This is a genomic window from Bacillus coreaensis, assembly GCF_050586445.1.
Taxonomy (GTDB): Bacteria; Bacillota; Bacilli; order Bacillales; family Cytobacillaceae; genus Robertmurraya_A; species Robertmurraya_A coreaensis.
In genome coordinates this window covers 234,281-261,280 of the sequence record NZ_JBOCCY010000003.1, presented here as the reverse complement: position 1 = coordinate 261,280, position 27,000 = coordinate 234,281, and the positions used below count along the sequence as shown (strand labels likewise).

At 39.7% G+C, this 27,000-nt stretch carries 19 protein-coding genes; 2 read left to right on the top strand and 17 right to left on the bottom strand.

The window, feature by feature from the left end; all coding sequences use genetic code 11:
* The first annotated feature begins 263 nt into the window (after positions 1-263).
* Positions 264-1,919, top strand: a complete 1,656-nt coding sequence (locus ACQ5H4_RS07305; RefSeq protein WP_430774294.1) for a glutamine--tRNA ligase/YqeY domain fusion protein — start codon at positions 264-266, stop codon at positions 1,917-1,919.
* Between the two features lie 120 nt (positions 1,920-2,039).
* Positions 2,040-2,501 carry a CBO0543 family protein gene (locus tag ACQ5H4_RS07300; protein ID WP_430774293.1) on the top strand — a complete coding sequence of 154 codons (462 nt, stop codon included), beginning with the start codon at positions 2,040-2,042 and terminating at the stop codon, positions 2,499-2,501.
* 33 nt (positions 2,502-2,534) lie between these two features.
* On the opposite strand, the gene ltaS is transcribed toward ACQ5H4_RS07300, so the two are convergent.
* The 17 genes from ltaS to ACQ5H4_RS07215 form a co-directional block, all read right to left on the bottom strand.
* Positions 2,535-4,526, bottom strand: coding sequence for a lipoteichoic acid synthase (gene ltaS / locus ACQ5H4_RS07295; protein WP_430774292.1), 1,992 nt, complete (start codon positions 4,524-4,526; stop codon positions 2,535-2,537).
* 238 nt (positions 4,527-4,764) lie between these two features.
* Positions 4,765-5,391, bottom strand: a complete 627-nt coding sequence (locus tag ACQ5H4_RS07290) for a precorrin-2 dehydrogenase/sirohydrochlorin ferrochelatase family protein (RefSeq protein WP_430774291.1) — start codon at positions 5,389-5,391, stop codon at positions 4,765-4,767.
* Positions 5,392-5,409: 18 nt separating this feature from the next.
* Entirely contained in the window at positions 5,410-6,879 is a 1,470-nt protein-coding gene (cobA, locus tag ACQ5H4_RS07285) for a uroporphyrinogen-III C-methyltransferase (protein ID WP_430774290.1), read from the bottom strand.
* A 48-nt stretch (positions 6,880-6,927) separates the two neighbouring features.
* Positions 6,928-7,287: a nitrite reductase small subunit NirD gene (gene nirD / locus ACQ5H4_RS07280; protein WP_430774289.1), complete on the bottom strand. Its 360-nt coding sequence runs from the start codon at positions 7,285-7,287 to the stop codon at positions 6,928-6,930.
* A gap of 38 nt (positions 7,288-7,325) precedes the next feature.
* Positions 7,326-9,761 (bottom strand): nitrite reductase large subunit NirB, encoded by a 2,436-nt coding sequence (gene nirB, locus ACQ5H4_RS07275; RefSeq protein WP_430774288.1) that lies wholly within the window; start codon positions 9,759-9,761, stop codon positions 7,326-7,328.
* A 204-nt stretch (positions 9,762-9,965) separates the two neighbouring features.
* Positions 9,966-12,674 (bottom strand): tetratricopeptide repeat protein, encoded by a 2,709-nt coding sequence (locus ACQ5H4_RS07270; protein WP_430774287.1) that lies wholly within the window; start codon positions 12,672-12,674, stop codon positions 9,966-9,968.
* 238 nt (positions 12,675-12,912) lie between these two features.
* On the bottom strand, positions 12,913-14,160 hold the full coding sequence (locus ACQ5H4_RS07265; protein ID WP_430774286.1) for a M20 family metallo-hydrolase: 1,248 nt from the start codon (positions 14,158-14,160) through the stop codon (positions 12,913-12,915).
* Positions 14,161-14,179: 19 nt separating this feature from the next.
* On the bottom strand, positions 14,180-15,283 hold the full coding sequence (gene ald, locus ACQ5H4_RS07260) for an alanine dehydrogenase (RefSeq protein WP_430774285.1): 1,104 nt from the start codon (positions 15,281-15,283) through the stop codon (positions 14,180-14,182).
* Between the two features lie 48 nt (positions 15,284-15,331).
* Positions 15,332-16,690: an aspartate aminotransferase family protein gene (locus ACQ5H4_RS07255; protein ID WP_430774284.1), complete on the bottom strand. Its 1,359-nt coding sequence runs from the start codon at positions 16,688-16,690 to the stop codon at positions 15,332-15,334.
* A 31-nt stretch (positions 16,691-16,721) separates the two neighbouring features.
* Positions 16,722-18,188, bottom strand: a complete 1,467-nt coding sequence (locus ACQ5H4_RS07250; protein ID WP_430774283.1) for a CoA-acylating methylmalonate-semialdehyde dehydrogenase — start codon at positions 18,186-18,188, stop codon at positions 16,722-16,724.
* A 107-nt stretch (positions 18,189-18,295) separates the two neighbouring features.
* The gene (locus ACQ5H4_RS07245; RefSeq protein ID WP_430774282.1) at positions 18,296-19,945 is read right to left on the bottom strand and encodes a PucR family transcriptional regulator; all 1,650 of its coding nucleotides are present in this window, start codon (positions 19,943-19,945) and stop codon (positions 18,296-18,298) included.
* A gap of 74 nt (positions 19,946-20,019) precedes the next feature.
* A complete protein-coding gene (locus ACQ5H4_RS07240; RefSeq protein WP_430774281.1) occupies positions 20,020-20,241 on the bottom strand; it encodes a hypothetical protein in 222 nt (73 codons plus the stop codon).
* A gap of 14 nt (positions 20,242-20,255) precedes the next feature.
* A complete protein-coding gene (locus ACQ5H4_RS07235; protein ID WP_430774280.1) occupies positions 20,256-21,728 on the bottom strand; it encodes an NCS1 family transporter in 1,473 nt (490 codons plus the stop codon).
* 88 nt (positions 21,729-21,816) lie between these two features.
* Positions 21,817-23,232, bottom strand: a complete 1,416-nt coding sequence (hydA, locus tag ACQ5H4_RS07230) for a dihydropyrimidinase (protein WP_430774279.1) — start codon at positions 23,230-23,232, stop codon at positions 21,817-21,819.
* A gap of 21 nt (positions 23,233-23,253) precedes the next feature.
* On the bottom strand, positions 23,254-24,540 hold the full coding sequence (preA, locus tag ACQ5H4_RS07225) for an NAD-dependent dihydropyrimidine dehydrogenase subunit PreA (protein ID WP_430774278.1): 1,287 nt from the start codon (positions 24,538-24,540) through the stop codon (positions 23,254-23,256).
* 31 nt (positions 24,541-24,571) lie between these two features.
* Complete coding sequence (locus tag ACQ5H4_RS07220) at positions 24,572-25,945, bottom strand: NAD(P)-dependent oxidoreductase (RefSeq protein ID WP_430774277.1); 1,374 nt, start codon at positions 25,943-25,945, stop codon at positions 24,572-24,574.
* Positions 25,946-25,990: 45 nt separating this feature from the next.
* Positions 25,991-26,875 carry a nitrilase-related carbon-nitrogen hydrolase gene (locus tag ACQ5H4_RS07215; protein WP_430774276.1) on the bottom strand — a complete coding sequence of 295 codons (885 nt, stop codon included), beginning with the start codon at positions 26,873-26,875 and terminating at the stop codon, positions 25,991-25,993.
* Positions 26,876-27,000: the final 125 nt, after the last annotated feature.

The following is a 27,000-nucleotide window of genomic DNA, read 5'->3' as shown; positions in this document are numbered from 1 at the left end:
TTGTGATCATAATGTTACAGGAATATTACAGGAGTGAAACTTTTCTGGAAAACTTTTTTGAATATGGTCAATCTTACTAATAAAAACGTTTGCATGCATAGTATTCGAGGTTCTTGGAAATGAATATTGATAAAATTTTCTGAAAATAAGTCTTGACATTATTAACAAATCGCAAATATAAAGGGTTTTTAATTGTGTTGCTGATATATTATAATGAAAGACAATAGATATTTAAAACAGTTACAAAGAAAGGCTGATTCTGGTTGGAAACTTCAAATTTTATTAAGACAATTATTAAGGAGGATTTAGAATCGGGAAAACATACAGAAATTATTACCCGCTTTCCTCCTGAACCAAACGGATACTTACATATTGGTCATGCAAAATCGATTGTAATTAATTTTGGTTTAGCTGACGAGTTTAATGGACGTACAAATTTACGCTTTGATGATACTAACCCATTGAAAGAAGATCAAGAATACGTTGATTCTATTAAGGAAGATGTCAAGTGGCTTGGCTTTGAGTGGGAAGAGCTTCGATTTGCTTCAGACTATTTTGAGGAAATGTATGACAGAGCCGTATTATTAATCAAAAAAGGTCTTGCCTATGTGGATGATTTAACAGCTGATGAAATTCGTGAATATCGTGGAACACTTACGGAGCCTGGGAAAGAAAGTCCGTTTAGAAATCGCTCAATTGATGAAAATCTTGATTTATTCGCCCGCATGCGCCAGGGAGAATTCGAGAACGGTCAAAAGGTACTGCGTGCAAAAATTGACATGAGTTCACCTAATATTAACCTTCGTGATCCAGTTATTTATCGTGTTTCTCATGCACGTCATCATAATACAGGTGACAAATGGTGTATCTACCCTATGTACGCTTTTGCACACCCACTTGAGGATGCAATTGAAGGTGTTACCCACTCATTATGTACAACCGAATTTGAAGATCAACGCCCTCTTTATAATTGGGTTGTCGAGCAATGTGAAATGGATAGCCAGCCACAACAAATCGAGTTTGGCCGTCTTGGGCTTACCAATACGGTAATGAGTAAGAGAAAACTAAAACAGCTTGTCGATGAAGGCTTTGTTGATGGATGGGACGACCCTCGGATGCCAACGATTTCTGGTTTACGAAGAAAAGGCTATACTCCAGAAGCCATTCGTGAGTTTGTAAAAGAAACAGGAATTTCAAAAGGGTCAGGTGTGGTAGATTCTGCAATGCTTGAGCATTTTGTTCGTGAAGATTTAAAGTTAAAAGTACCAAGAACGATGGGTGTACTTCGACCGTTAAAAGTCGTTATTACGAATTATCCGGAAGGCCAAGTAGAGATGCTTGATGCTGAGATAAATCCGGAGAATCCTGATATGGGCATCAGACAAATTCCGTTCTCTAGAGAAATATATATTGAGCAAGATGACTTTATGGAGAATCCACCTAGTAAATACTTCCGCCTCTTCCCTGGTAATGAAGTGAGACTTAAGCACGCTTACTTTATTAAATGCGAAGAAGTCATCAAGGATGAGAATGGCAATGTTGTTGAAATCCACTGTACGTATGACCCGGAGACAAAGAGTGGATCGGGCTTTACGGGAAGAAAGGTTAAGGGTACTTTACATTGGGTGGAAGCATCACAAGCGATTCCAACAGAGTTCCGTTTGTATGAGCCTCTGATCTTAGACGACAAAGCCGAGGATGAAGAAGAATCAGAAAACAAAACTTTCCTTGATAACGTAAATGAAAATTCATTGCAAAAAATTAACGGATATATTGAACCAAATATGTCTAACATTCAAGCACATGATAAATTCCAATTTTTCCGTCATGGTTACTTTAATGTAGATCCAAAGGACTCAAAGCCATCACATATTGTATTTAATCAGATTGTTTCGTTAAAGAGTTCTTTCAAACTATAAAAAAAGAAGGTCAATCCATTTGGATTGGCCTTCTTTTTGGTTCGCATGAAATTCTCATTAAAACTTGGTAATAATAGAAAACGAAAGAATTCATCATGCTATAGAAAACGGGGGGATGGTATGGAGAAGAGAATATTAAATGGATTATTAATAATGGGATTATTTCTTGTACCTTTTACTATCAAAGGTAAATTTAAAAAAGATTGGATTATTATCTTTTTACTAAAAGGATTTTTTTCTAGTATAATGGATACCTTCTTAACTAGACGGAATAAAGTCTCTTATCCTAAGCGGTTTTTGCCTGAATATTTTCAGATTAATGTATTATTTGATTATTTACTTTTTCCGATTACTTGTGTCCTTTTTAATCAATCCACTTATCATTCGAACGTGTTAGGAATTATGTTTAAAGCCCTATTATTTAGCGTCCCTATGACGGTTGGTGAGATGATCTTTGAAAAAAATACGAAATTAATTAAATTTAGTAAACAATGGTCTTGGATTCATACGCTCGTCTCTGAAATGTTAACGTTTATGGGGACTCGACTATTTATTGGTTTAGTTAGAAAATATAGCAAATAAAAACTGCAAGGAGAAATTCCCTTGCAGTTTTTATTATTGGTTTATATCTTCTTGGGGTACTTCAGTCTCATCAGTTTTTAAATTTCCATCAGTTTCTACTTCAGATTCTGTTTGTTCCTCAGCCTTGTTTGTATAGTCATAATCTTCAGGATTTACCGGAGTAAAACCATCTGGTGTATAGAAACGAAGTAAATCTTTATTTACAATCACGTCAGATGTTCGGAGCTTTTCTTCTGTTTGTTCCTTCATACGAGTGATCTCTTCTGTTTCCTCGATGCGCTCACCAGTTGCTGTATTATAGAGTCTACCATCGATATAAGTAACAGATTCACTAATGAAATTCCCGTTACGGAATGGTACAACAGCATCATGCTGTGGTGAAAATAAATCAGTACCAAGCTGAACATATTCCTTCGTACTTACACCAAGTAGATGTAGAACAGTTGGCATTAAGTCAATTTGACCACCATATTGATGCATCGTTCCACCTTCAACACCTGGGATGTGTATGAAAAGTGGTACTTTTTGTAGTTGTGCACTTTCAAATTCATTTACCTCTTTATCAAGCACAATTGACATGGCTTTATTATGGTTTTCTGAAATACCATAATGGTCACCATACATAACGATCATTGAATTTTCATATAAACCACTTTCCTTCAGGTACGTAAAGAATTCACTTAAAGCTTCATCTAAATAACGTGCTGTTTGGAAATAGTTATCAACCGAAGTGTCTCCTGTTGTATGCTTTTCAATTGTTGCTTCCTCTTGATCCATTGGATATGGGAAGTGGTTTGATAAAGTTATAAATTTAGCATAGAAAGGCTGTGGTACGGACTCTAGTAATGAAACAGATTCCTCGAAGAACGGTTTATCTTTAAGACCGTAGTTAAGGACATCTTCTTCTTTTGCATTGTAATAGCTTAAGTCATAAAACTTATCGAAGCCAAGTCGCTTATAAATTTCATCGCGGTTCCAAAACGTACGATTATTACCATGGAACACCGCCGATGTGTAGCCTTGTTGTCCAAGAATGGCAGGTGCTGCTTGGTATGTGTTACGTCCTCTTGTTGAGAAAGCAGAACCTTGTGGTAATCCATATAATGAGTTTTCTAACATAAATTCAGCATCAGCTGTTTTCCCTTGCCCAGTCTGATGGAAGAAATTATCAAAATAAAACGTATTGGAATCTCTCGTTAATGAATTCATAAACGGAGTTACTTCTTGTCCGTTTAATTGGTAGTCAATTAGGAAGTTTTGAACAGACTCTAGGTGAATATAGATTACGTTCTTCCCTTTTGCAACACCAAATAATTCTGGGTTTGGCTCTGCATATAACGCTCTTGTAAAGTTTTGCACTTCTGTAATATCGTCCGTGTCTGCCATCGCACGTTGAGCAGATACACCTGTGCTTTGAATCGCATCATATATAGTAAAGTTGTACATACCTAAATATTTAACGATATAGTTACGGTCGAATGTTCGTGTTAATAGCTGAGGTCGATCTGTCTCAGCTAACCCAAGATTGACTGCGAAGAATCCAAGACCAGTAAGAAAAACAAGAGCAAGTTGTCGTCCTTTTAATTTTCCAACCATTGGGGTTACTCGCTTAGTTAGTAACAGTGTTAGCAAAATCAATGTGTCAACGAAATACAATGAATCCGTTGGTCGAAGTAACGCTAGAATACTTCCTCCAAGATCCGATGCGTTACCTGTTTGAGTCAATGTGGGCAACGTGATGAAATCGGAGAAAAAGCGGTAATACACAATGTTTGCAAACAATAAGAAAGTAAGAAAGAAATTAAAAGTCACTAGCATCTTTAGAGATCTTTTTCCCTTAAATAAAAAAGCAAGTCCTAGAAAGAGAATTGCTGAACTAATGGGGTTTATAAATAATAAAAATTTCTGTATTCCATTATCAAGATCCAAGTTAAATTCAAATCGATATGCTCCATATGTTTTAATCCACAGAAGAATAATTGCCACAATATAAAATTGTATGTGTGTTAATTTTTTGTTTAGCATATTTAGTCACCTCTTCATCATTAAAACCTTTACTATAATAGCTCATTTTTAGTAATTGTCAATATCTTAAATAGTAGCGAGTAACAAACAATAGTGTACAACATAGTTATTAACAAATTGTGACGACTCTTGTCTTTTCTTTAAAAATATTTAATATACTCTTAAAAAATGCTCTTAAATTTTAGCATTCTGTTTACAAAAACAGATTATACCATAAAAAAAAGGAGTAAGGCACCCCTTACTCACAATTACTGTTGATTTTTTTGTAAATTTTTTGGAAGCGTTTTTCTCTCTCTTCCGTACGAAATATCGGATCTTCTACTAACAATGAGAGCAACTTTCTTCTTTTATAAATGTCCTTTACACCTTCTTGAATAAAGGTGCGCTTTTCCATAAGGAAATCTACATATTCTTCATATTCTTCACCATAAATGCCCTCTAGCTCATTTTTAATTTTTTTCGATAAGCTAGGGCTAGCACCAGAGGTCGTAACAGCAATGGCAAGCTTCCCTCTTCTAACGACAGAAGGTACGATTACGTTAGAAGAGGAATGATCATCTGCAAAGTTCAAGAGTTGATGACTGACTACTTTCTTTAATTCAGTACTTACATGTGGATCATTAGTAGCAGAGATAATGTAGAACGCATCCTCTATATCGCTTAGTTCAAACGTCTTTTGGATCCAATGAACCAAACCATTGCTTACATAGGTAAGGATCGACTCATTGATAGTGGGACTTATGATGGTAATAACCGCTTCTGATTGCAATAGTCCTTCAAGTTTGCGAGCAGCAATTTGACCCCCACCGATTACATATACCTTTTTATGTTTTAGATTTAAAAAAACAGGATATAAGTTCTCCATTTCATCACCGTTTGCTATTTAGGAATCAGACTTATTAACTAAAGTACATACAAGGGATGGGATGGTTGCTTCTTTTGTTTGCTCTGCCCCTTGTATATCATGAGCTAGAAGCGCATCCATCGTTTGATTTCCTAAGCAGTATATTTCTAGTTCTTTTACCATATCTATTGTTAGAAAATCAGTTTTTTCAAGTGCTTTTATCAATATTGGTACAGAAGCGGAACTTGGAAAGATTACTGTATTAAGTTTAGAGTCGTCAAGCATACGTTTAAAAATAGGAAGATAACTTTCATCGACTTCTTTTATTGATGTTGTAAAGGTATCAAAATTCCCAAAATTCAAGACGTTTTGACTAGTTTCTTCTATATTATTACTATTTCCAATAAGGAGGATAGTCCCTCCTTTTCTTAATTTCTCAATTGGTTCAGCGAGCAGCCCTTTATTCAATAGTTGATTTACTGATTTCCTCGACAAGCCGTACAAATCAGCTTGGATGGACCGGATATCTATTTTCTCATCAACTAATATTTGGAAGAACTCGTCAACACTCTCTGGAGACGTAAATATGATGGAAGAATACATCGAAAGCTTAGATAAAATGAGGTAATCTGGAGTGATTTTTACGCGTTTCCACTTTGGGAATTCAATCACGTCAGCCCCTTGTTCTTCTAATGCCTTTGCTATATTGCTTGTGTTCAACCCTGTTCTTGGGAGCAAAACTTGGCGGCCAAACAATGGTTTTTTCTCAAACCAGCTTATTTTTTCTCTAAGAGAAGCGATGTTTCCGACAAGTGTGATGGCTGGATTCGTAAAGTTTGCTTCCTCTACACGTTGAACGATCGTTTCAAGTGTCCCTTCAAGTGTTTTTTGACGTCCAAATGTTCCCCACTGAATGAGTGTGACTGGAGTTGAAGCTGGTTTGCCATGTGAGAGTAAATTTGTACATATATGTGAAAGATTTCCTACTCCCATGTAAAAAGCAATCGTGTCGATTCCTTTTGCAAGACCTTCCCAATTGAGTGCGGATTTACCGTCTTTTGATTTATCATGAGCCGTAACAATGGCAAACGATTCTCCATATTCTCGGTGGGTTACTGGAATTCCGGCATAAAGAGGGGCAGCAATTCCCGAAGTTATTCCTGGAATCATTTCAAAGGAAAGGCCATTTTGAGCTAAAGCTTCAGCTTCTTCCCCTACTCGTCCGAAAACTCCAGGGTCTCCTCCCTTTAATCGAACGACGATTTTTCCTGCAGCTGTTTTCTCTACAAGAAGATCATTTATTTTTTCCTGCCTGAGGGTATGACGATCAGGAAGCTTTCCACAGTAGATAAACTCACAATTTGGCGGTGCAAAATCCAGAAGCTTTGGGTTTGCAAGTCGGTCATATAGAATAACCTCCGCTCTTTGAATGGCTTCTAGGCCTTTTACTGTAATGAGACCAATATCCCCTGGTCCTGCTCCAACTAAAAATGCTTTTCCTGTTGTCATACAAACTTCCTCCCCTAAGGCAAATGGGGGCGAAGTCGCCCCCATCCTTTATATTAGTAATAAAATCCGATTATCTTCTACTTCTACTTCATACGTTTTTACTTGTCCTTCGTCTGGTGCTTGCACCTTACCATCATTCAAAGAGATTTTCCAATCATAAAGTGGACAGTATACATAGCTTCCACTAACTAAGCCATCTGCCAATGTGCCTCCCTTTGGATGGGGACTTTTGTTCTCAACGGCTTTTACTTCCCCAGTTGATAATTTAAATAAGACTATTTCTTTTTCTCCAAGTCTGATTACTTTTCCTGCTTGATGTGCTAATGTTTGATAATTTCCGACATCAACTTTTGTTAATGTTTGTGGCATATCAATCACCAAAACCTTTCCTCTAATTTTACCCGTCATTTTCGTCTTCGTAAATATTAATTTTTCCACTTATGATATTAGACTAAAACTTCTGGAATTTCCTCTGTTTTGTAGTATTTTTCACGAATTTGTTGATTTTTCAATGCTTCATTCCAAGGCTCAGTGTATCTAGTTAGCGAACGATCCAGTTTTGCCGTTAATTCTTTTCTTACTTCAGCATCCTGCAATACTTCTTTTACATGATCTAGCCCCACACGCTCAATCCAAGCAGATGTACGCTCTAGGTAATTAGCGGTTTCACGGTAGTATTGAATGTAAGCACTAATCATATCCATTACTTCTTCTTCAGTCTTTAACGTGCAGAGAAGGTCACCAGCACGTAGATCGGTTCCTCCGTTACCGCCCACATACAGCTCAAATCCGCCATCGATTCCGACAATCCCCATATCTTTTATCCCTGCTTCAGCACAATTACGGGGACATCCTGATACGCCCATCTTAAATTTATGTGGAGTGTCTAGACGTTCAAATTTCTTCTCAAGGTCGATTCCTAGTTGCATGGTATCTTGTGTGCCGTAACGGCAGAATTGAGAGCCGACACAAGTTTTTACTGTACGTAATGTTTTTCCGTAGGCATAACCTGAAGGCATTCCAAGGTCTTCCCACACATTTGTCAGATCTTCCTTTTTTATACCTAGTAATGCGATACGCTGTCCACCCGTTAACTTTACAAGCGGTATATTGTACTTCTCAGTTACCTCAGCAATTTTCTTTAAGTCCTCAGCATTCGTTACTCCGCCATACATTCTTGGAACAACAGAGTATGTGCCGTCCTTTTGAATGTTTGCGTGCATTTTTTCATTAACAAGGCGAGAGTCGCGTTCATCAAGGTATTCTTCAGGATGTAGCATACCTAAATAGTAGTTAAGAGCAGGACGACATTTGCTGCAACCTTCCTCGTTGTTCCAGCCAAGAACATTCATGACTTCTTTTGTACTCATCATGCCTTTTTCTTTAATTTCAGCTACAACCTCGTCACGACTTAATGTTGTACAGCCACAGAGAGTCTTCTTATTTGCTTTTGTTGCATCAAATGAATCACCCAATGTGTAAGCAAGAATTTCACCAACAAGGCCCTTACAACGACCGCAAGAACGTCCGGCATTTGTACAGCTAGATACTTGATCAACGTTCGTAAGTCCTTTTGCTTGAATGGCTTCGACGATGGTCCCCTTTGAGACGCCGTTACATCCACACACAATCTCCGTATCTGGCATTGAGTCAACGCTCATGTCAGCTTGACCCCCGCCACAGCATCCAGAGTCTAAGATGCTTGCGCTTGTTTTCCCACTTACATCTTCTTTATCAACAAGCATACGGAACAATTTTGTGCTATCCTTTGTGTCACCGTATAGAACAATCCCTACCACTCGATTGTCTCTTACTAGTATCTTTTTATAGATGCCTTCAAATTCATTGTGAACTTTAATTGCTTTTGTAGATTTATCATCAATAATTTCACCTGCAGAATACAAATCAACATCAGATACCTTTAGTTGAGTGCCTGTAACAGATCCTTCATAAGGTACAACCTCTAAACCAAGTATTCTCTGTGCTAAAACCTTTCCTTGTTCATACAGCGGTGCAACCATTCCATACGTGATCTCTCTATGTTCTGCACATTCCCCAACCGCATATACATTAGATGTATTTGTTTCCATAAAGTCATTTACAATAATCCCGCGGTTTACGTTAATACTAGCTTCTTTTGCAAGCTGTGTATTTGGTTTAATTCCTACAGCCATAACGACTAGATCTGTTTTGATTTCTGTTCCATCGCTAAATCGAAGGCCTGTGACACGGTCATCTCCAAGAATTTCACTCGTTTGTTTTTCGAATAAGAACTTCATCCCTTGAGCTTCAAGTTCTTCTTTTAGCATCGTTGCAGCAGTCTCATCTAGCTGTCTTTCCATTAAATGTGGCATTAAATGAACCACATGTACGTCCATACCAAGGTCAATTAAACCTCTTGCAGCTTCAAGACCAAGAAGGCCACCACCGATAACTACCGCTTTTTTATGAGTTCGAGCTACTTCCATCATATTTTCACAATCTTGAATATCACGGAAGCCTGTTACGCCTTGTTTATCCGCACCTGGTACCGGTAGGATGAATGAGCTTGATCCTGTTGCAATAATAAGTTCATCGTAAGCAACGATCCTTCCCTTTGAAGAAACGACCGTCTTTAATTGTGGATTGATTTTTGCAACTGCTTCATTTGTATATAAAGTGATATTATTTTCTTGGTACCATTCCCATTCGTTTAGGAAAATGTCATCTACCGTTGTTTTCCCTTGCAGTACATTTGATAATTGAATTCGGTTGTAGTTTGGATATGGCTCATTTCCAAAGATTGTTATATGAAAAGCATCGGGTGTTAGTTTTAGAATTTCCTCGATTACTCTTACTCCTGCCATCCCGTTACCAATAAGAACTAAATGTCGTTTTTCCATTTTGTTATGTCCTCCCCAGCTTTAGCGTTATGCTCGTTATTTCACAATCAACTTGATAGCTCTATTTTAACTTCTTTTATGTTGAAAACTTGTGAAGTTTGTCACACTTTCATGAACTATGTGAAGGTATTCACATTTTGTTCAAAGTTTAGGAAGGTAAATGAAAAAAGCTGGTGCATATGTTTGCACCAGCTTTTAAACTACTTATACTTCTTGTTTGACTTTTGGAAGTCCAGTAAATAAGAATTCATATTGCTTATAGCGGACCGTGAACAGCTTAATTGGATCCTCAAAAGCTGTTGGATTCTGCTGAAGCTTTGTTAATGATTGTTCATACTGACTGATTCTTTCTACTAAGTCTTCTGCCGTACGTGTTAATTCATCTTTTGGCTTTTGAAAGAACGATTCTAAATCCCTTTGTATGGCCATAGCAAAAAAATGATAAGGTGCAAAAAACTGTTTACTTCCTTGTTTTGCTACTTCTGAATAATCTTCCGTTTCCACATAACGCTTGTATTTTTGCTGCAGCATGGCTTTATTTTGACCGATGCCAGCGAATAGCTTACCTGCGCCCTTTAGTAATAATTGGGTTGGATTATGCTTTAACATAATGTTGATGTGCTCTAATTGAACACCACTGGTCAAACGTCCAGTATCTCTTCTCCAATCATGAAGCAATTGATCATCTACTGGAAATTGGAATTTATCAATTCCATATAAGCCATTAAAACTTGTAGCCATTTCGTCCAAATAAGCACGAATTTGCTGTAGCTCCTCTTTCGTAAGACCAATCCATTGTTGAAGGGAGGAGTAAAGCTTTGGAAGGATGGTGTTTTGTAAATATTCCTCCATTCGCCTGTTCATTTCCTCGTTTAATTGAAGATGGACAGTGGCAAGGTTGCTTTGATCTGTAATAGATTCAGCTGTGGTCTTTAGAACAATAGGTATGTCAGCTTCTACTTCTGCAGAAAGCTCCTGCAGGATTGTAACATAATTGTTCTTGAGTCTTTCTCCGACTTCCTGTTCTAAATCTCCAAGCTGCATGGAAGCTCCACTAACCTTGGCTAACATCTCTTTATTCCATTGAATGACATCGATTAATTTTTCTTCTTTATCAGCTCGTTTTGCTAATAGATAGTGTAGTGTTTCTTTTATAAAGTAAAGCTCTTTTCTGGTTCTTCTTTCGTTGGATTGCTCACTGTTAACATCGATCAAAATGTCACTCCAGTCTACAGACTGAGAAGACGTGTACGGGTAAATGTCAGCATTCGGGAAAATAGGATTCAGCTTTTTCTTTATGGTTTCCATATAAAAAGATACGCCAGTCTCTTCTTCTACCGCATTTGGGATCGGAAGGATAAAAATGAACGTATGATCGTTAGCTTGCTGGTTCATTTGCTTAATCACATTCAATTCCATATCGTTTAATGGATTATCCTCATTCAGAACATAAATAATGCTATCAGCCATGTGTAAATTAACAGATAGAGAACTTCTTTCTTGAACCGTTCCACGATACGGTGGTATGGACATTAATGAGGTGTTTGCACCTTTTAGTAGTTCATAAGGTCCTTTAGAGTGGATGTAATGATCGGTTGACCCAATTTCCGTAGGACTGCCTACTTGTTTGGATTCCACAGAGTTCACTTCAGTTAATTCAGGCTCAGGCAAGTAGCTATACAACGCCAGTTTTGAAGACAATTGGTTTACTTGTTCATGTCCAAGCACATCACTTAAAATCGTTGTTTGTAGCTTACTTGTTCCTGTAAACAAAGTAATGGTGCTTTGCTTATTTTGTAGATTTTCCATGATCCATTTCAGCTTATTACTTACCGGAAGATCTTCTTCTTCAGCCCAAGTAACGATACTAGAGAACAGTTGTTTAGTCTGGTGCACGTCAATTAGTCCATTTGGTGTTGAATTCGATAATGCATGTTTTGCCTCCGTAACGGTGTCTTCATTGATCGTACCAGGGAAAACCTCGTTCCAAGCAAGTGTTGCACATGCGGTAAAGATAAAATGATTTGATTCTGCGAAACGCATCCAATTTCTCAGTAGTAATGGAATGATTTCCTGAATCTCGTTTAACGAATACTTTCCATTTAAAAATAGCTGAAATGTTTTTAAGTATTTCTGAGATAACAGCTTCCATGATAATTGTTCAGGGAGCTCAGATTGGAGCAGTAATGAATTAAGCTCGCTCACCCAATCGAGTAGCTCTGCTTGCTCTTCGTAATTTTCCCACAGCCTAAAAACAATTTTTTCGAATCGAATGCGATCAAGGCGTAACAAATACGATAAAAATGGCGTGTACTCTTCAGGTTTAAAAATGGTGGTCCGCTTTTCATCGCTATATCTTTTAATAACATCGATCCATTCTGGAGAGTTGGTACGCGTAAATTCTTTCATGGCAAGATGAATTGCATTAGCCCAATCTTCTATTTCTTCAAAGAAGAGACGGGCAAGTTCAGTTACTCCTGGATAGTCAGGATGGTTATTAATGATGTCGCTGATAATTGACGTGGCTTCATGGGTACGACTGTCTTTTACATACAGTCTAAATAGCTGTAACGAGACTTCTGTATGAAGTACAACGGACTCGGTACTGACTCTTTTATAGATTTCCTCTGCAGTTGAATATTGCTCTAACTCCAAGTAAGCATCTGCAATATTCTTTTTCGCCCAAGGTGCTAATTCATTTTGGATACTTTCCCATTTAAAGATCGCTGATTCAAAGTCTTTGTAGAGGAAATACACTTCCCCTTGCGCGAATCGAATGGGTGTTAAGTCAGGTACGTCCTTTTGTTGCTCCTTATAATAAGCTTCCCCAAGCGAACGTACGGGGAAATCCGTTTCTTGTTCAATTAGGGTTTGATAATATTTTTTTTGTACAAATTGCTTCTCTGATGTCATTTTAATTCCTCCATATTTTTTCTCCCCATTCATTTTAATAACCGATAGAGTAAAATATGCTATGATGCTATGTAACTCTTTTTGGATTCTGTTAATTATAATATGATTCTACATAATTCGGAGAGAAATATCTTTTTATGTCGTAAAATGAACAAAAACACCTAGCTCAATAGAACTAGATGTTTATATGTCCATCTCAGACGGACAAACGAAGAAATTTGTCCACGAACGGTGTCAGTCACCCTTTGTAGTTGGTGACGGTGCGGTAGAGTAACTCGGTTCCGAGTGAGATATCTTCGATCGTTGAAAATTCCTTTGGATTGTGACTGATTCCGTCCTTGCACCTTACAAAAATCATACCGTATTCGCATGCATAAGACATGGAAAGAGAATCGTGAAAAGGACCACTCATTAATTCTATCGGATTAAGACCGATCACATCACTCTGTTTCCTCATAATATTCATTAATCTTTCAGAGCAATACCTTGGTTCGCTATTGGTATCCTCGGAAATGGTACAACGTAAACCATGAGTTTCCGTTATTTCTTTGATCTGATTTCTAAGATTTGCTTCAAGCACATGTCTTCTATTAATATCAATATCTCGTAAATCGACGGTAAAGCTTACTTTCTCAGGGATAATATTGCGAGAGTCCGGGAAAACCTGTAGACTTCCAACGGTTCCAACAGTTGGCGCATTTGGATCCTGACTGGCTAGCTCGTTTAGTGCAATAATTACTTTAGCAGCACCAACTAATGCGTCTTGTCGCATGGACATCGGAACGGAGCCAGCATGACCAGCAAACCCTTCTAACTCAACAGAAAGCCAAAGTGGGCCAGATATACCCGTCACAATTCCAACAGGAATCCCCTTTGCTTCTAAAATAGGACCTTGTTCAATATGAAGCTCTAAGAAGGCACCAATGCTTCCTTCTTTATACTCTGATTCCTTAAATCTAGTAGGATCACAGCCGAAATCGATTAGTGCCTCTCTTCTTGTTACTCCATTTTTGTCCCTCCTCTCAAGCTCTCCTTCTTCTAGCTTGCCAAGAATTCCTCTGACCCCAAATAGACCTTTGTTAAATCGACAACCTTCCTCATCACAAAAGGCAACTACTTCGATAGGAGTATCAGGGACTATGTTTTTTTCTATCATCGTTTGGACAACTTCTAGCGCACCTAATACACCAATTACTCCATCAAATCTTCCTCCATAAGGCTGCGAGTCGATATGTGAGCCAACCATTAAAATAGGTGCATCAGGATTCTTTCCTTCTAGTCTGCCAATTAAGTTTCCAAAATGGTCAATTCGTGCAGCTAATCCAGCATCCTCCATCCACCCTTTAACGGTGTCAACTGCTTGCTTATCTTCATTGGAAAGAGCTAAGCGACAAACACCTGTATCGGAAATCTTTCCAATCTCTGCAAGCACATGTATTCTTTTTTCTAGTCGTTCCTTATTGATAGAAAGTGTTAGTAACGTCATCTATATCCCTCCTTGCCTTTTAAATGGTTGAAACGTACGGAAGATTATGTGCCATTGCAACACCCTCGTAAACGACCTTCCCATCAATAACATTTAATCCTTTAAATAAGGCCTTGTTTTCTGCAAATGCAATTTTATAGCCTTTCTCTGCTATTTCGATAATATATGGAACCGTGACATTAGTTAGCGCAATGGTTGACGTTCTTGGTACAGCCCCAGGCATATTGCCAACTGCATAATGGACGACACCATGCTTTGTGTAGGTTGGATCGGCATGCGTGGTCACATGTGTAGCTGTTTCAAAGATTCCTCCTTGGTCAATCGCGACATCAACAATGACAGAGCCTTCTTCCATAAGTCGAACCATTTCTTCTGTTACTAGCTTAGGAGCTTTCATACCAGGAAGAAGAACCGCACCAATGACTAAGTCCGAATCCGCGACCGCCTGGCCAATCGTATATGGATTGGACATAAGTGTCGTAATAGACGAGCCAAAGATATCGTCTAATTCTCTTAATCTTGCTGCACTAACATCAAGGATCGATACCTTTGCACCTAAACCAATAGCAATTTTAGCTGCATTTGTTCCAACAACGCCTCCACCGATGATCGTAACTTTCCCACGATTTACACCAGGTACACCACCTAGCAGGATCCCTTTTCCACCTTTGCTTTTTTCTAAGTAGGTGGCCCCAATTTGAGCAGCCATTCTTCCTGCTACCTCGCTCATTGGTGTTAATAATGGCAAGCTGCGATCGTTCAGTTGAACGGTTTCGTAAGAGATGGCTACTACCTTTTTCTGAATGAGAGCTTCAGTTAAAGTGAAATTGGCAGCTAAGTGCAAATAGGTGAAAAGAATTAATCCTTCATAAAAATAAGCATATTCACTTGGAATGGGTTCTTTTACTTTGATGACCATTTCGCATGCCCAAGCTTCAGCGGCTGTTTCAACGACACATGCTCCCGCTTCTATATACTCTTCATCAATGAACCCTGAAGCCAATCCGGCTCCCTTTTCTACGAAAACATGATGACCTTTTGTGCTTAATTGTAGGACGCCAGCAGGTGTAAGAGCAACGCGGTTCTCTTGGCTTTTGATCTCTTTTGGTACTCCGATTTTCATAGCATTCTTCCTTTCTGGTTACTTTGGAAAACGCACGATGCTCTAAGTTTATTTGACGAGCTCCTCTAGTTCAGTAGTGACAGTTGTAAACAAGAAGTCGAGATCTTCCTCTTTAATGGATAATGGGGGAGATATGGTAAGAACGTTATTAAATCCAGCTACGGTTGCCCCGTTCTTACCAATTATGAGTCCTTTTTTCTTACAGCCAGCAATCACTTGGTTTACCAAATCCACATCTAATGGTTCCTTAGTGGCTTTATCCTTTACGAGTTCAATTCCTATAAGTAAGCCTTTTCCACGAACATCCCCTACGAACGGATGGTTACGTAAGCTTTTATTTAATCTCTCATTTAGTTGTTCTCCTAAATTTTTGGAACGATCAAACAGTTTCTCGGTCTCCATGATCTCTAGGTTTTTTAATGCAAGAGCACAAGCAGCCGGATTGCCACCGAATGTATTGACATGGCGGAAGTAATCGTATTCTTCACTGCCTTTAAAAGCTTCATAGATTTCCTTTTTGACAGCTGTTGCCGATAATGGAAGATAGGCGCTTGTGATCCCTTTTGCCATCGTAACAATATCAGGCTTCACTCCGTAATTCATGAAGCCGAATGCTTTCCCTGTACGACCAAATCCGCAAATCACTTCATCAACAATTAGTAGAGCGCCGTGTTTTTCACAAGCTTCCTTAACACCCTTCATATAGTTTTCAGGCGGAATGAGGATGCCTCCACCGGTAATGATCGGTTCCATAATGACTCCAGCAATCGTTTCACTAAGCTCCCATGTCATCACTCGCTCGATCTCTTTGACAGAGTCGAGCTCCGAGGCTGGACTGCCCAATTGATCGTTTGAGCGATAAGAGTCAGGTGGCGCTACATGAACGAATCCAGGAGCTAGAGGTTCATATTTGAACTTTCGCTGTGCCTGCCCCGTTGCAGCAAGAGACCCCATCGTGTTACCATGGTAGGCTCGATAACGAGAGATGAATTTATATCGTGAGTGGTTCCCTTTTTGCTGATGATATTGTCTAGCAATTTTAAAGGCTGTTTCATTCGCTTCTGAACCGCTATTCGAAAAAAAGATCACGTATTCATCGCCCAAAAGTTCATTAAGCTTTTCAGCTAATTGAATCGCAGGTGTATGGCTTTGGGTGAGTGGGAAATAAGCCATTTTCTTTAGCTGATCATATGCAGCATCGGCGAGCTCTGTCCGACCATATCCTACATTGACACACCAAAGACCAGCCATTCCATCCAAAAAGCGATTTCCATCATGATCTGTTACCCAAGAGCCTTCTGCTTTTTCAGCAATCATCGTACCGTTTGGATTGTACGGTTTCATGGAGTGCCATACAAAGTCTTTATCTTTTGTTAGAAAATCTTCTCCTTGCTTCATTTGTGCCATCGCAAATTCCCCTTTCTCACCCTGTTATGTTTTAATAGTCGAAACGGGATGTAATCATTTTCTTTCTTGTAAAGAAATTGACGCCATCCTTTCCATTTACATGTAGATCTCCATAAAAGGAGTCCTTCCAGCCGGAAAATGGGAAAAAGGCCATAGTTGCAGGTACACCAACATTGATCCCAAGCATGCCAGCATCTGCTTCCTCTCGGAATTGACGAATAGCAGCTGCGTCCTTTGTGTAAATGGTTGCTCCATTTCCGTAACGAGACTTGCGAATATAGGATAAAGCTTCATCCAGGTCCTTTGCCCGTAATAGGCTTAAAACCGGGGCAAATATTTCATCCTTTGCTATTTTCATATCAGGAGTAACATGGTCGAAAATAGTGGGTCCAAGAAAACTACCTTCCTTATGCTGTTCCATCTCTGGTCGACCGTCGCGAACGAGAGTGGCCCCTTCTTTTATGCCGATATCAATGTACTGTAAGACCTTCTCGCGGTGAGAATCACGGATAACAGGTGTTAGTAATACCTCTTCATCAAGACCATTTCCGATTAGTAATTCGTCTGCCTTTTCCCTAAGTGCAGCTACAAACTCTTCTCCATCACCAACAACAACGACTGCACTACATGCCATACATCGTTGGCCTGCACTTCCATAAGCAGAGCTAATAATATGAGAAACGGCTTTTTCCAGATTGGCATCAGGCATGACTACATGATGGTTTTTAGCACCGGATAATGCCTGCACTCTTTTACCTTGTGCTGCTGAACGCTCGTATACATACTTTGCAACCGGCTGTGAACCAACGAAGGAAATCGCCTTGACATCTTCATGTTCGATCAGCCCATTCACTACATCATGTGCTCCATGAACAATATTAAGCACTCCTTTAGGAGCTCCGGCTTGAGTAAATAATTCAACTAGTTCACTTGCTAAAAGAGGTGTTCGTTCCGACGGTTTTAGTACAAAGGTATTTCCACAGGCAATCGCAAGTGGGAACATCCAAAGAGGAACCATCATTGGAAAATTAAATGGTGTAATTCCACCCACTACCCCTAACGGATAACGATACATTTCGGAATCAATATCTTCAGCAATATTGGATAACGTTTCACCCATCATTAATGTAGGAGCTCCCGCGGCAAACTCGACACATTCAATTCCTCGTTGTACCTCTCCATATGCTTCCTTATACGCTTTGCCATTTTCTTTTACGACTAACTGAGCTAGTTTTTCATGATTTTCTGTTAATAAGTAATGGTATTTATATAGAATCCTTGCTCTCTTTGGAACGGGAGTATTTTTCCAAGTTTGAAAAGCAATGTTTGCTGCTTTTACTGCTTGGTCAACGTCCTCTTTAGAAGAAAGGGGAACGGTTGCGATCACCTCTGAGGTTGCAGGATTTAGCACTTCCAATGAATCTGAACTACAAGCCTCTACCCATTCCCCATTAATATAGTTATTGAGTTTTACCGTTTGCTTTTTGATTACTGTCATTTGTGCATCCCCCTTTTAAATGATTAGTTATCTTCTTGTATTTATTATCAAGGATATGCTGCCTTTGTGGCATTAGACGTTTTGTGAAAAAATGCTTGTGTTAAACTTTACATTTTGCCTTCATTGGGGAATAACTGGGGCACTCCTTTCTCCTTCTTCAACTGGGAAGAAAGAAGGAATTCGTGAGACAGAATCATGAACTCAATCGCAAGCCTTTTTTCATGATGTAAAAAGTCCTCACCAAGTAGCTTTTCTAATTTTTCAATACGATGGTAAAGCGTTTGGCGTACGATAAATAATCGCTTAGCTGTTTCCTGCTTGGACCCGTTACAGGATAGATACGTTTTTAACGTTTCTAATAACTTGCCATTGTACATATCGTCATAGGTTAGAACGGGCTCGAGATACTCCATGACAATTTCTTGTAGATTAATATGTTTATTTAATAAGGAAATAAGGCGGAAAATATGCAGATCATCGTAAAAATGACTTTGGGAAGGTACGGTTAAGCGGTCTTGGATGCGGATCGTTTCTAAGGAGGTTAAATAGCTTTCATGAACATGGGATAAATGTGTAACAAATTTTCCTACTCCGAGTACAAAGGGACTTGTTTGGTTGGCCATTTTTATATCCGATTTTTCTAAACGTTGAATCCCTTCCTTCATCCGGGCCTTCCACGATGAGGTGTTTCGTTCGTTAACGAAGATAAAAGTAATTGTATGCTTTTTTTCAATTGAAAAGAGTGTAAATCCTTGAGGCTCAAAGAAAGCACGAACGTATAAATTAAAATAGGTGATATCAAGCATGGAAAAGTCTGAGATTGCTTCTAACTTAAATTGACATACAAACGCACCCTTTGGCTTAATCTTAGGAAAATGATAGACCAGGTAGTCATGAATGGCATCTTCGCTATGCTCCCCATCGAGCCAACCTGAAAGCCATTCAGATTCCTCAACCCTCTTTTTTTCTTCTACGTATAATTGTCTTAAAAGGAGTTGTGCTAGAGCAGTTGCGGTTCGATCGAGTATTAAGTGATCAAATTCTGTAAGAGTGTGGTTTACTGCAATTAGATATAATTCTGCATATGTATCTCCTAATAGATGAATCGGAACTTTTGTCATCGTTTGTGTGGCAAGATCAGTACCTTGATTCGTCTCATTATGAAACATGTGTATAATTTTCTTTTTTTCACTTTCTTTTACATCCGGAGAAAATTGTATTTCTTGATTGTTAAAGACGATCATCAATTGAATCTGTAGGTATTCCTTCGTAAACTGTAGGATTTCCTTTGTATGACCGAATGTCAGCAGTTTTTTGTTTAGTTCCTGTGTGTAGCTTTCGAGCTCAGATATCATTTGATATTGTCGATTGATTAGGAGGGCGTGAATATCTTGAGTGATTTCCACGAAGGGTACTTCATTGTGAAAAATGAGCAATGGAAAGTGGTGCAGGTTGCAAAGCTCAATAACTTCATTAGGTATATGCGTGGTGTATGTTCCAAGTTCAATGCATAATCCAGAAGCGTGTACTTCAATTAATTGCTCCACTACGGATAAAAATAACTCGTTATTGTCATGTAATAAGGCACATGTGGATAAAATAAATTCACCTCCACGCAAAAGGTTCCGAATATTGGTTACTTCTACAATATGTACCCACTTTACTGGACGAATAAGTCCCTCTTCCCCTGCAAGAACTTCAATATCTTCAAAATGATTTCTTTGTAACAAATCTCCAACAGTAATATACGATTTCAAGGAACAGCCCCCTTCCAATTCAATTGGTAAAAACGTGAGTCACGCAGACATTGTCTGTGTGACTCGCGTTTGTGTTAAGCTCCTTTTTGCTGTTTTATGATCATCACTGAGAAATACTTCCGCCCTTCAGCTGTAGCGACATGTAAGGTGACGGTTTCTTTTTCTTCAGAGTGTTCGTTTACAAAGTCAACAAAGGATCCGTTTAATGTTTCGGTGACACTTTTAATCGTAAATCCCTTTTGAATAAAAAAATCAATCTTATCTCTTTCTTGAAGATATTGTTGGAATTCGGACATGGAGTGTCCCCCTTTTATATTTGTGTGTTAATCGGCTCAGGTACAAGAACCGATTCTTCTCCTGCTTCTATATCCCAATCACGTCCGACGGTGATACCGAGGTATTTTTCGTCGCTAGGATCCACGAGCTCAGCTTGCTCATATTTTTTAAACCACCAATACTTGGCTAAGAAATAGTAAATAATGGCCCCTACCAAGAATCCAACAATAAACGAATAGGTTGATAAATAATATGCGGCTGCTCCTCCGATGATCCATGAAATCATTCCAGCAAGATTGACCCCATTCATGTATTTGTACTGACCATCTGCTTCGTACAAGTCTTCTACGTTAACTCGTCTTTTGCGAATTACATAATAATCGGTAAATAATATACCAACGATGGCTGATAGAACCCCACCGATCACGAGTAGAGCAGGAACAATCACTCCAAATAAGCTCCAAGGTTGAACGACTATCCCTATCACACCGGCGATGATTACTCCAACCCAGAACGGAACTTTCGGACCGCCAACATTGGAGAAAATCGTAGCTGCTGGTATTACATTTGCTGAGGTATTGGTTGACCATTGTGCTAAAACGATCATAAGGAGAAGAATTCCTAGAATAAAGCCTGTAGCTGCTTCTTGTAGGGCGACGACCGGGTCATAATTTAAAACGGCAATATAGGACACTGCGCCGATAATGACCATAAACGTGTTTGTAATCGGCATGGCTATGATATTTCCAAAAATTTGAGCTTTGTTTCGTTTAAACCAATTTCTTTCGTTTTTAGGAGCTTTGATAAAACGGGATAAAGAAGGCATATCCGCGGCAAGAGTAGCCCAAAAGCCCATATTCGCCATAACCACAACCATAAATGCGGTTAATGCAGCACCACCTGTCACCGGACTTTCCACCCAAGTCCATACGTCTCTACCTTGCTCTATCGCTTTGTCAGATAGAGATGTATACATCCAGGCAGAGATAATAATGATGATCGGAGCGGCCAGATCGGCGAATCGTTCAATCGCTTTAATCCCTAAGGCGGTGTTCACAAGTTGTACAGTAGCAAACAATACGAAGCAAATAAACCAATTATCAAATTGAAAAAGTGCATTTAGTATTCCGTTCATTGCGGTTGCACCAAAGTACGTATTAATACCAAACCAGCAAGCAGCGGTTACTCCACGAACGATGGAAGGGATATGAGTCCCGATGGTTCCAAACGGTGCTCTCATATAGACGGGGAAGGATAATCCATGTTCGATTCCGATGTCTCCAATAATTGTCATAAAGATTCCAATTGCGACTGAACCAATGATCGTTGCTACAATTACCCAGCCAAGAGGCAGACTCTGGACACCAGAGCCACCAATCGCAAAGGCTGCTAAAACGACAGCCATCCCTACCCAAATAATTGAAAAGCCTAATGATCCAATTTTCTTATCGCTGTGGGAAATGGGAAGTAAATCTGGAGACTTTAAATAACCACTACTTTTTTTCATGAAACCACTCCTTTTCTAGTTTTAATATATAAAATTTTCTGGTAATGGAACTCGCAGAAAATTTATATCCTTCCCATTTGCATTTGTTTTAAATTGGTACGGATTTGTTTTCGGTTTCTAGTGTTTTTCCGTACCTTGCTCGTTTAATGTATTGTCCACCACCAATCTTCCCGATAAAGGCTTTGTCACGGATTACAAATTCTCCTCTTGAGAGAACCGAAACGGCTTCACCAACTACCTCCATTCCTTCGAAGGCATTGTAATCAACCGCCATATGATGTGTTTTTGCTGAGATCGTCCGCTCAACATTCGGATCGAATATGACAATATCAGCATCTGTACCAACCGCTATGGTTCCCTTTTTCGGATAAAGCCCAAAAAGCTTTGCAACCTTCGTTGAGGTGATATCTACAAACTGGTTTAAAGTGATTCTTCCTTTTTTCACACCTTCGGAATACAAGATGGATAATCGGTCCTCGATGATAGGACCTCCATTTGGGATTTTTGAGAAGTCTCCCTTACCAAGGCTTTTTTGGCCATCAAAATCAAAGGAGCATTGATCGGAACCTAGGGTTTGCAGCTCACCTGTTTTGAGAGCATTCCATAATACATCTTGGTTCCATTTTTCACGCAATGGCGGTGACCACACGTATTTGGCTCCCTCAAAATTAGGTTTTTCGAGATAGGATTGATCAAGAACTAAGTATTGTGGACAAGTTTCTCCCCATATATCAATTCCTTTTGAGCGAGCTTCTGCTATTTTCTTAGCTGCCTCTGCACAAGAAACATGCACGACGTACAGTTGCGACTCAGCTAACCCTGTTAAAGTAGCGGCTCTGCCAGTTGCTTCGCCCTCTACTTCTGGTGGTCGGGTTAATGCATGGTAAATAGGGTCTGTCTGATTCAACTCAAGTGCTTTCTTTGTTAAGTAGTCAATCACATCCCCATTTTCGGCATGCACCATCACGAGCGCTCCATGTTCTTTTGCTGCTAACAGGGTACGGAATAAGGTTTCATCATCCGCCTGGAATACATTTTTATATGCCATAAATACTTTAAAGGATGTGATTCCTTCCTCCTTCATGATTGTGGGCAGTTCTTCTAGAACTTGGTCATTAATTTCACCGATCATTAGATGGAAGCTGTAGTCAATAACCGCTTTTTCTTTCGATTTATCATGCCACACTTTTATCGCATTTTTTAATGGTTCACCCTTATTAGTCAAACAAAAATCGATAACGGTAGTGGTTCCACCAAATGCTGCAGCGATTGTCCCTGTTTCGAAGTCGTCCTTTGTTACCGTGCCGCCAAAGGGCATGTCTAAATGGGTATGGGGGTCGATTCCACCAGGAAGTACGAGTTTCCCTGTTGCATCAATCACTTCTGCGTCGTTCGAAGGGAGGTTATCACCAATTTGACGAATTGTTCCGTTTTCAATTAGAATGTCAGCCTGATACGTATCTGACGCTGTTACGATCGTTCCGTTTTTTATTACTTTCTTCAAGTTCGTTTCCCCCTTAATGAATTATCTTTTTATAACATCAACATTGCATGGGATGGCCCCTAACACGGCTTGCCTCTCGTTCCAAGTCATTGGTGGGAGTTCATTGGGCAACTCTACCATGTCGATCGCACCGTCGACGGGACAAACAATCGAGCATAAATTACAGCCCACACAATCTTCTTCACGAACGCGTAAAATACTTTCCCCGTTGGCTCCTTTTAACCGATCTATGCATTGGTGAGATGTGTCTTCACAGGCGATATGACATTTATTGCAGTTGATACACACATCGTTATTAATTCTCGCAACGATTTTATAATTAAGGTCAAGATTTCCCCAATCAGAGTATTTAGGTACAGATTTACCCACAATATCCATGACCGAAGCGATTCCTTTGTCATCTAAATAATTGTTTAAGCCTTCAATCATATCCTCAACAATACGGAAGCCATGATGCATTGCAGCTGTACACACTTGAACGCCTGTCGCACCCATCAACAAAAATTCTACGGTATCTCTCCAGTTTGATATCCCGCCTATTCCAGATATCGGAACATTGATATGAGGATTTCTCGCACATTCACCGACCATATTTAAGGCGATTGGCTTTACTGCGGGTCCACAATATCCACCGTGAGCCCCCTTACCAGCTACATGAGGAATGGTGTTCCAAGTATCAATATCGACACCAGCTAAACTATTGATGGTGTTGATCATGCTAATGGCATCTGCCCCGCCCCTTGTTGCTGCTTCAGCTGTAACGGTGATATCGGTAATGTTCGGAGTGAGTTTAACAATGACGGGTGTCTGGGCAACTTCCTTTACCCAATACGTTTGTTTTTCGACTAGCTCAGGAACTTGACCAGAGGCTGAACCCATTCCTCTTTCCGCCATTCCGTGAGGGCAACCAAAATTGAGTTCTAAACCGTCCACCCCTATGGCTTCTACCTTTTTGACAATTTCATGCCACTTCTCTTGTTTTGGCTCGACCATGAGAGAAGCAATAATCGCATGATTGGGGAATTTCTTTTTGGTTTCCGCGATTTCCTTCAAATTCACTTCAAGAGGTCGATCGGTAATCAGTTCAATATTGTTAAAGCCCGCTACCCTTTGTCCGTTAAAGCTTACAGCTGCAAAGCGAGATGAAACATTCAGGATCGGTTCTCCTAGCGTTTTCCATACAGCTCCACCCCATCCCGCCTCAAAAGCTCTCTGCACTTGATATCCAGAGTTTGTCGGGGGAGCTGAAGCGAGCCAGAAAGGATTCGGTGATTGAATTCCTGCCAAGTTGATACGTAAATCTGCCATCATCATACCTCCTTGAATTGATTGCCCTTGTTCAGGCGGTTTCAGATACGGTTTTGGTAATCATTTGGTGGATGGCGTGGGCAGTTTTCTTGCCTTGTTGTGCTGCGGAAACTACCATCGCTTCTCCTTGACCTTTTCCGAAAATTACATCTCCACAAGCAAATACTTTTTTGTTGGAGGTCTGGTAGGTGTTTTCGTTAATTGTAACGACGCCACCATCATGCACGAGGTTCATCTCTTCGATGAGATTTACGTATCTAGACTGGCCAATCGCTTTTATAACAGCATCTACCTCTAAATGGAATTCAGAGCCTTTTACCGGAACAGGCTTCCTTCGGCCATCTTCACCGGCTTCGGTTAGTTCCATTTTGATACATTCAATCGCCTTGACGTTACCAAGTTCATCTCCAATGATTCTGACAGGGGCGGTTAACCATCTGAACTCGACTCCATCTTGCTTGGCAAATTCATATTCAAAGTCATACGCCGTCATTTCCTCTAGCGTTCTTCTATATAAGATCTTTACATTTTCTGCTCCGAGGCGAACAGAGCAAGTAGCACCATCAATTGCCGTATTACCGGCACCAATTACAACCACTTTTTTACCGAGAAACTCATCAGTAATGGGACTCGTTTTCGTTTGTTTTACAAACTCAATCGCATCATATACCCCTTGTAAATCTTCTCCCTCAATCCCTATATTAGGGACACTAGACATGCCAATTGCTAAAATAACAACATCATAGTTTTCTAGAATTTCTTGGACAGAGATATCGATGCCAACCTTTGTGTTTGTCTTAATTTTTACATCGACACTTTCCACTTGTTTGACTTCCCAAAACGATACTTCCTTTGGTAGTCGGAACGAAACGATTCCATACGTATTTAGGCCGCCAGCATGTTCAGCTGCTTCAAAAATCGTTACGTCATACCCGAGGATACCGAGCTCTCTTGCCGCTGATAATCCAGCAGGCCCACCACCGATTACGGCAACCCTAGTGCCGTTTTTCTTACCAGCTTTAAAAAGAGTTTGGTTATTTTTCATTGCCCAATCTGTTGCGTATCGTTGTAGGTTGCCTATCATAATAGGTTTAGTAGAATGGTTGAGTACACATGCTCCTTCACATAATTCTTCTGTTGGGCAGACACGGGAGCAGCTTGCGCCAATTGGATTGGCTGACATGATGGTAGTTGCGGAACCTTTTATATTTCCTGAGCCTATTTTCTTAATGAAGGTTGGGATATCAATCCCTGTTGGGCAGGCTGTAATACAAGGTGCATCATAGCAATAAAGGCAGCGATTTGCTTCCTCTACCGCCTCTCGATTGGAAAGGCCAGGATGGACCTCCTGAAAGTTAGCGGCTATATGATCGTAGGAAATTCTCGATTGTTTTACCGTACTCAAATGTAAATACCCCCTCTAGGCTTTTTTTGTTTTTACACTTGCTTTCTAAATTGAGGTCATTTTCTCATACGTTTCGGGACGTCGATCACGGTAAAACTGCCAAACATCTCTTACTTCACGGATCATTTTTTTATCCATTACTCCAATGATTACTTCATCTTTGTCTCGGCTACCTGTGGCCACAAAGCTACCTCTTGGATCAACGAGGTACGATTGGCCATAAAATTCGCCCATATTCCACGGACCTTCGTAGCCAACACGATTGATTGCGGCCACGTAATAACCGTTGGCAACTGCATGGGCAGGCTGTTCAAGCTTCCACAAGTATTCGGAGGTACCAGATACTGTGGCGGAAGGGTTAAACACTATTTCGGCTCCATTAAGACCTAGTACTCGGGCACCTTCTGGGAAATGTCGGTCATAACAAATATACACTCCGACTTTTGCAAATGCGGTATCAAATACGGGGTATCCTAGATTTCCAGGCTTGAAATAGTATTTTTCCCAGAACCCATAACCCTGATCACCTACAGCTACATGCGGGATATGGTGTTTGCGGTATTTTCCTAAATAAGAACCGTCCGCATCAATAACGGCTGCTGTATTATAATAGGTGGCAATACCCTCACGCTCATAAATTGGGAGAATAATTACGACTCCTAGTTCCTTAGCGAGTTCCTGAAATAGCTTTGTTGTGGGGCCATTAGGGATTTCTTCTGCGGCATCATACCATTTTGTATTTTGCTCAGAACAAAAGTAGGGTCCGTAAAAGATTTCTTGCAAGCAAACAATTTGTGCTCCTTTTTCCTTTGCTTCACGAACGAGATTGATATGTTTTTCGATGGCTTTTTGTTTATGAACCTCAACGGGTTCTTTTCCATCCACATCATTGCTAGCCTGAATTAAACCAATGGTTACTTGATCCGCCATTCTCTTAGTTCCCCCTAATCCGAAATAATTCTATTCTATTTTTTTTGAAAATAAAAAAACAATGAATCATAGCAGTCTTTTATTTTCATGCACATCTTGTACATTATATTTCTTGTAAATGGACA

Excerpts from the sequence above, each read along its gene's own strand:
- ACQ5H4_RS07300 (WP_430774293.1), top strand. The coding sequence starts at position 2,040 with ATGGAGAAGAGAATATTAAATGGATTATTAATAATGGGATTATTTCTT.
- ltaS (WP_430774292.1), bottom strand. The coding sequence starts at position 4,526 with ATGCTAAACAAAAAATTAACACACATACAATTTTATATTGTGGCAATT.
- ACQ5H4_RS07290 (WP_430774291.1), bottom strand. The coding sequence starts at position 5,391 with ATGGAGAACTTATATCCTGTTTTTTTAAATCTAAAACATAAAAAGGTA.
- cobA (WP_430774290.1), bottom strand. The coding sequence starts at position 6,879 with ATGACAACAGGAAAAGCATTTTTAGTTGGAGCAGGACCAGGGGATATT.
- nirD (WP_430774289.1), bottom strand. The coding sequence starts at position 7,287 with ATGACGGGTAAAATTAGAGGAAAGGTTTTGGTGATTGATATGCCACAA.
- nirB (WP_430774288.1), bottom strand. The coding sequence starts at position 9,761 with ATGGAAAAACGACATTTAGTTCTTATTGGTAACGGGATGGCAGGAGTA.
- ACQ5H4_RS07270 (WP_430774287.1), bottom strand. The coding sequence starts at position 12,674 with ATGACATCAGAGAAGCAATTTGTACAAAAAAAATATTATCAAACCCTA.
- ACQ5H4_RS07265 (WP_430774286.1), bottom strand. The coding sequence starts at position 14,160 with ATGACGTTACTAACACTTTCTATCAATAAGGAACGACTAGAAAAAAGA.
- ald (WP_430774285.1), bottom strand. The coding sequence starts at position 15,283 with ATGAAAATCGGAGTACCAAAAGAGATCAAAAGCCAAGAGAACCGCGTT.
- ACQ5H4_RS07255 (WP_430774284.1), bottom strand. The coding sequence starts at position 16,690 with ATGGCACAAATGAAGCAAGGAGAAGATTTTCTAACAAAAGATAAAGAC.
- ACQ5H4_RS07250 (WP_430774283.1), bottom strand. The coding sequence starts at position 18,188 with ATGACAGTAATCAAAAAGCAAACGGTAAAACTCAATAACTATATTAAT.
- ACQ5H4_RS07240 (WP_430774281.1), bottom strand. The coding sequence starts at position 20,241 with ATGTCCGAATTCCAACAATATCTTCAAGAAAGAGATAAGATTGATTTT.
- ACQ5H4_RS07235 (WP_430774280.1), bottom strand. The coding sequence starts at position 21,728 with ATGAAAAAAAGTAGTGGTTATTTAAAGTCTCCAGATTTACTTCCCATT.
- preA (WP_430774278.1), bottom strand. The coding sequence starts at position 24,540 with ATGGCAGATTTACGTATCAACTTGGCAGGAATTCAATCACCGAATCCT.
- ACQ5H4_RS07215 (WP_430774276.1), bottom strand. The coding sequence starts at position 26,875 with ATGGCGGATCAAGTAACCATTGGTTTAATTCAGGCTAGCAATGATGTG.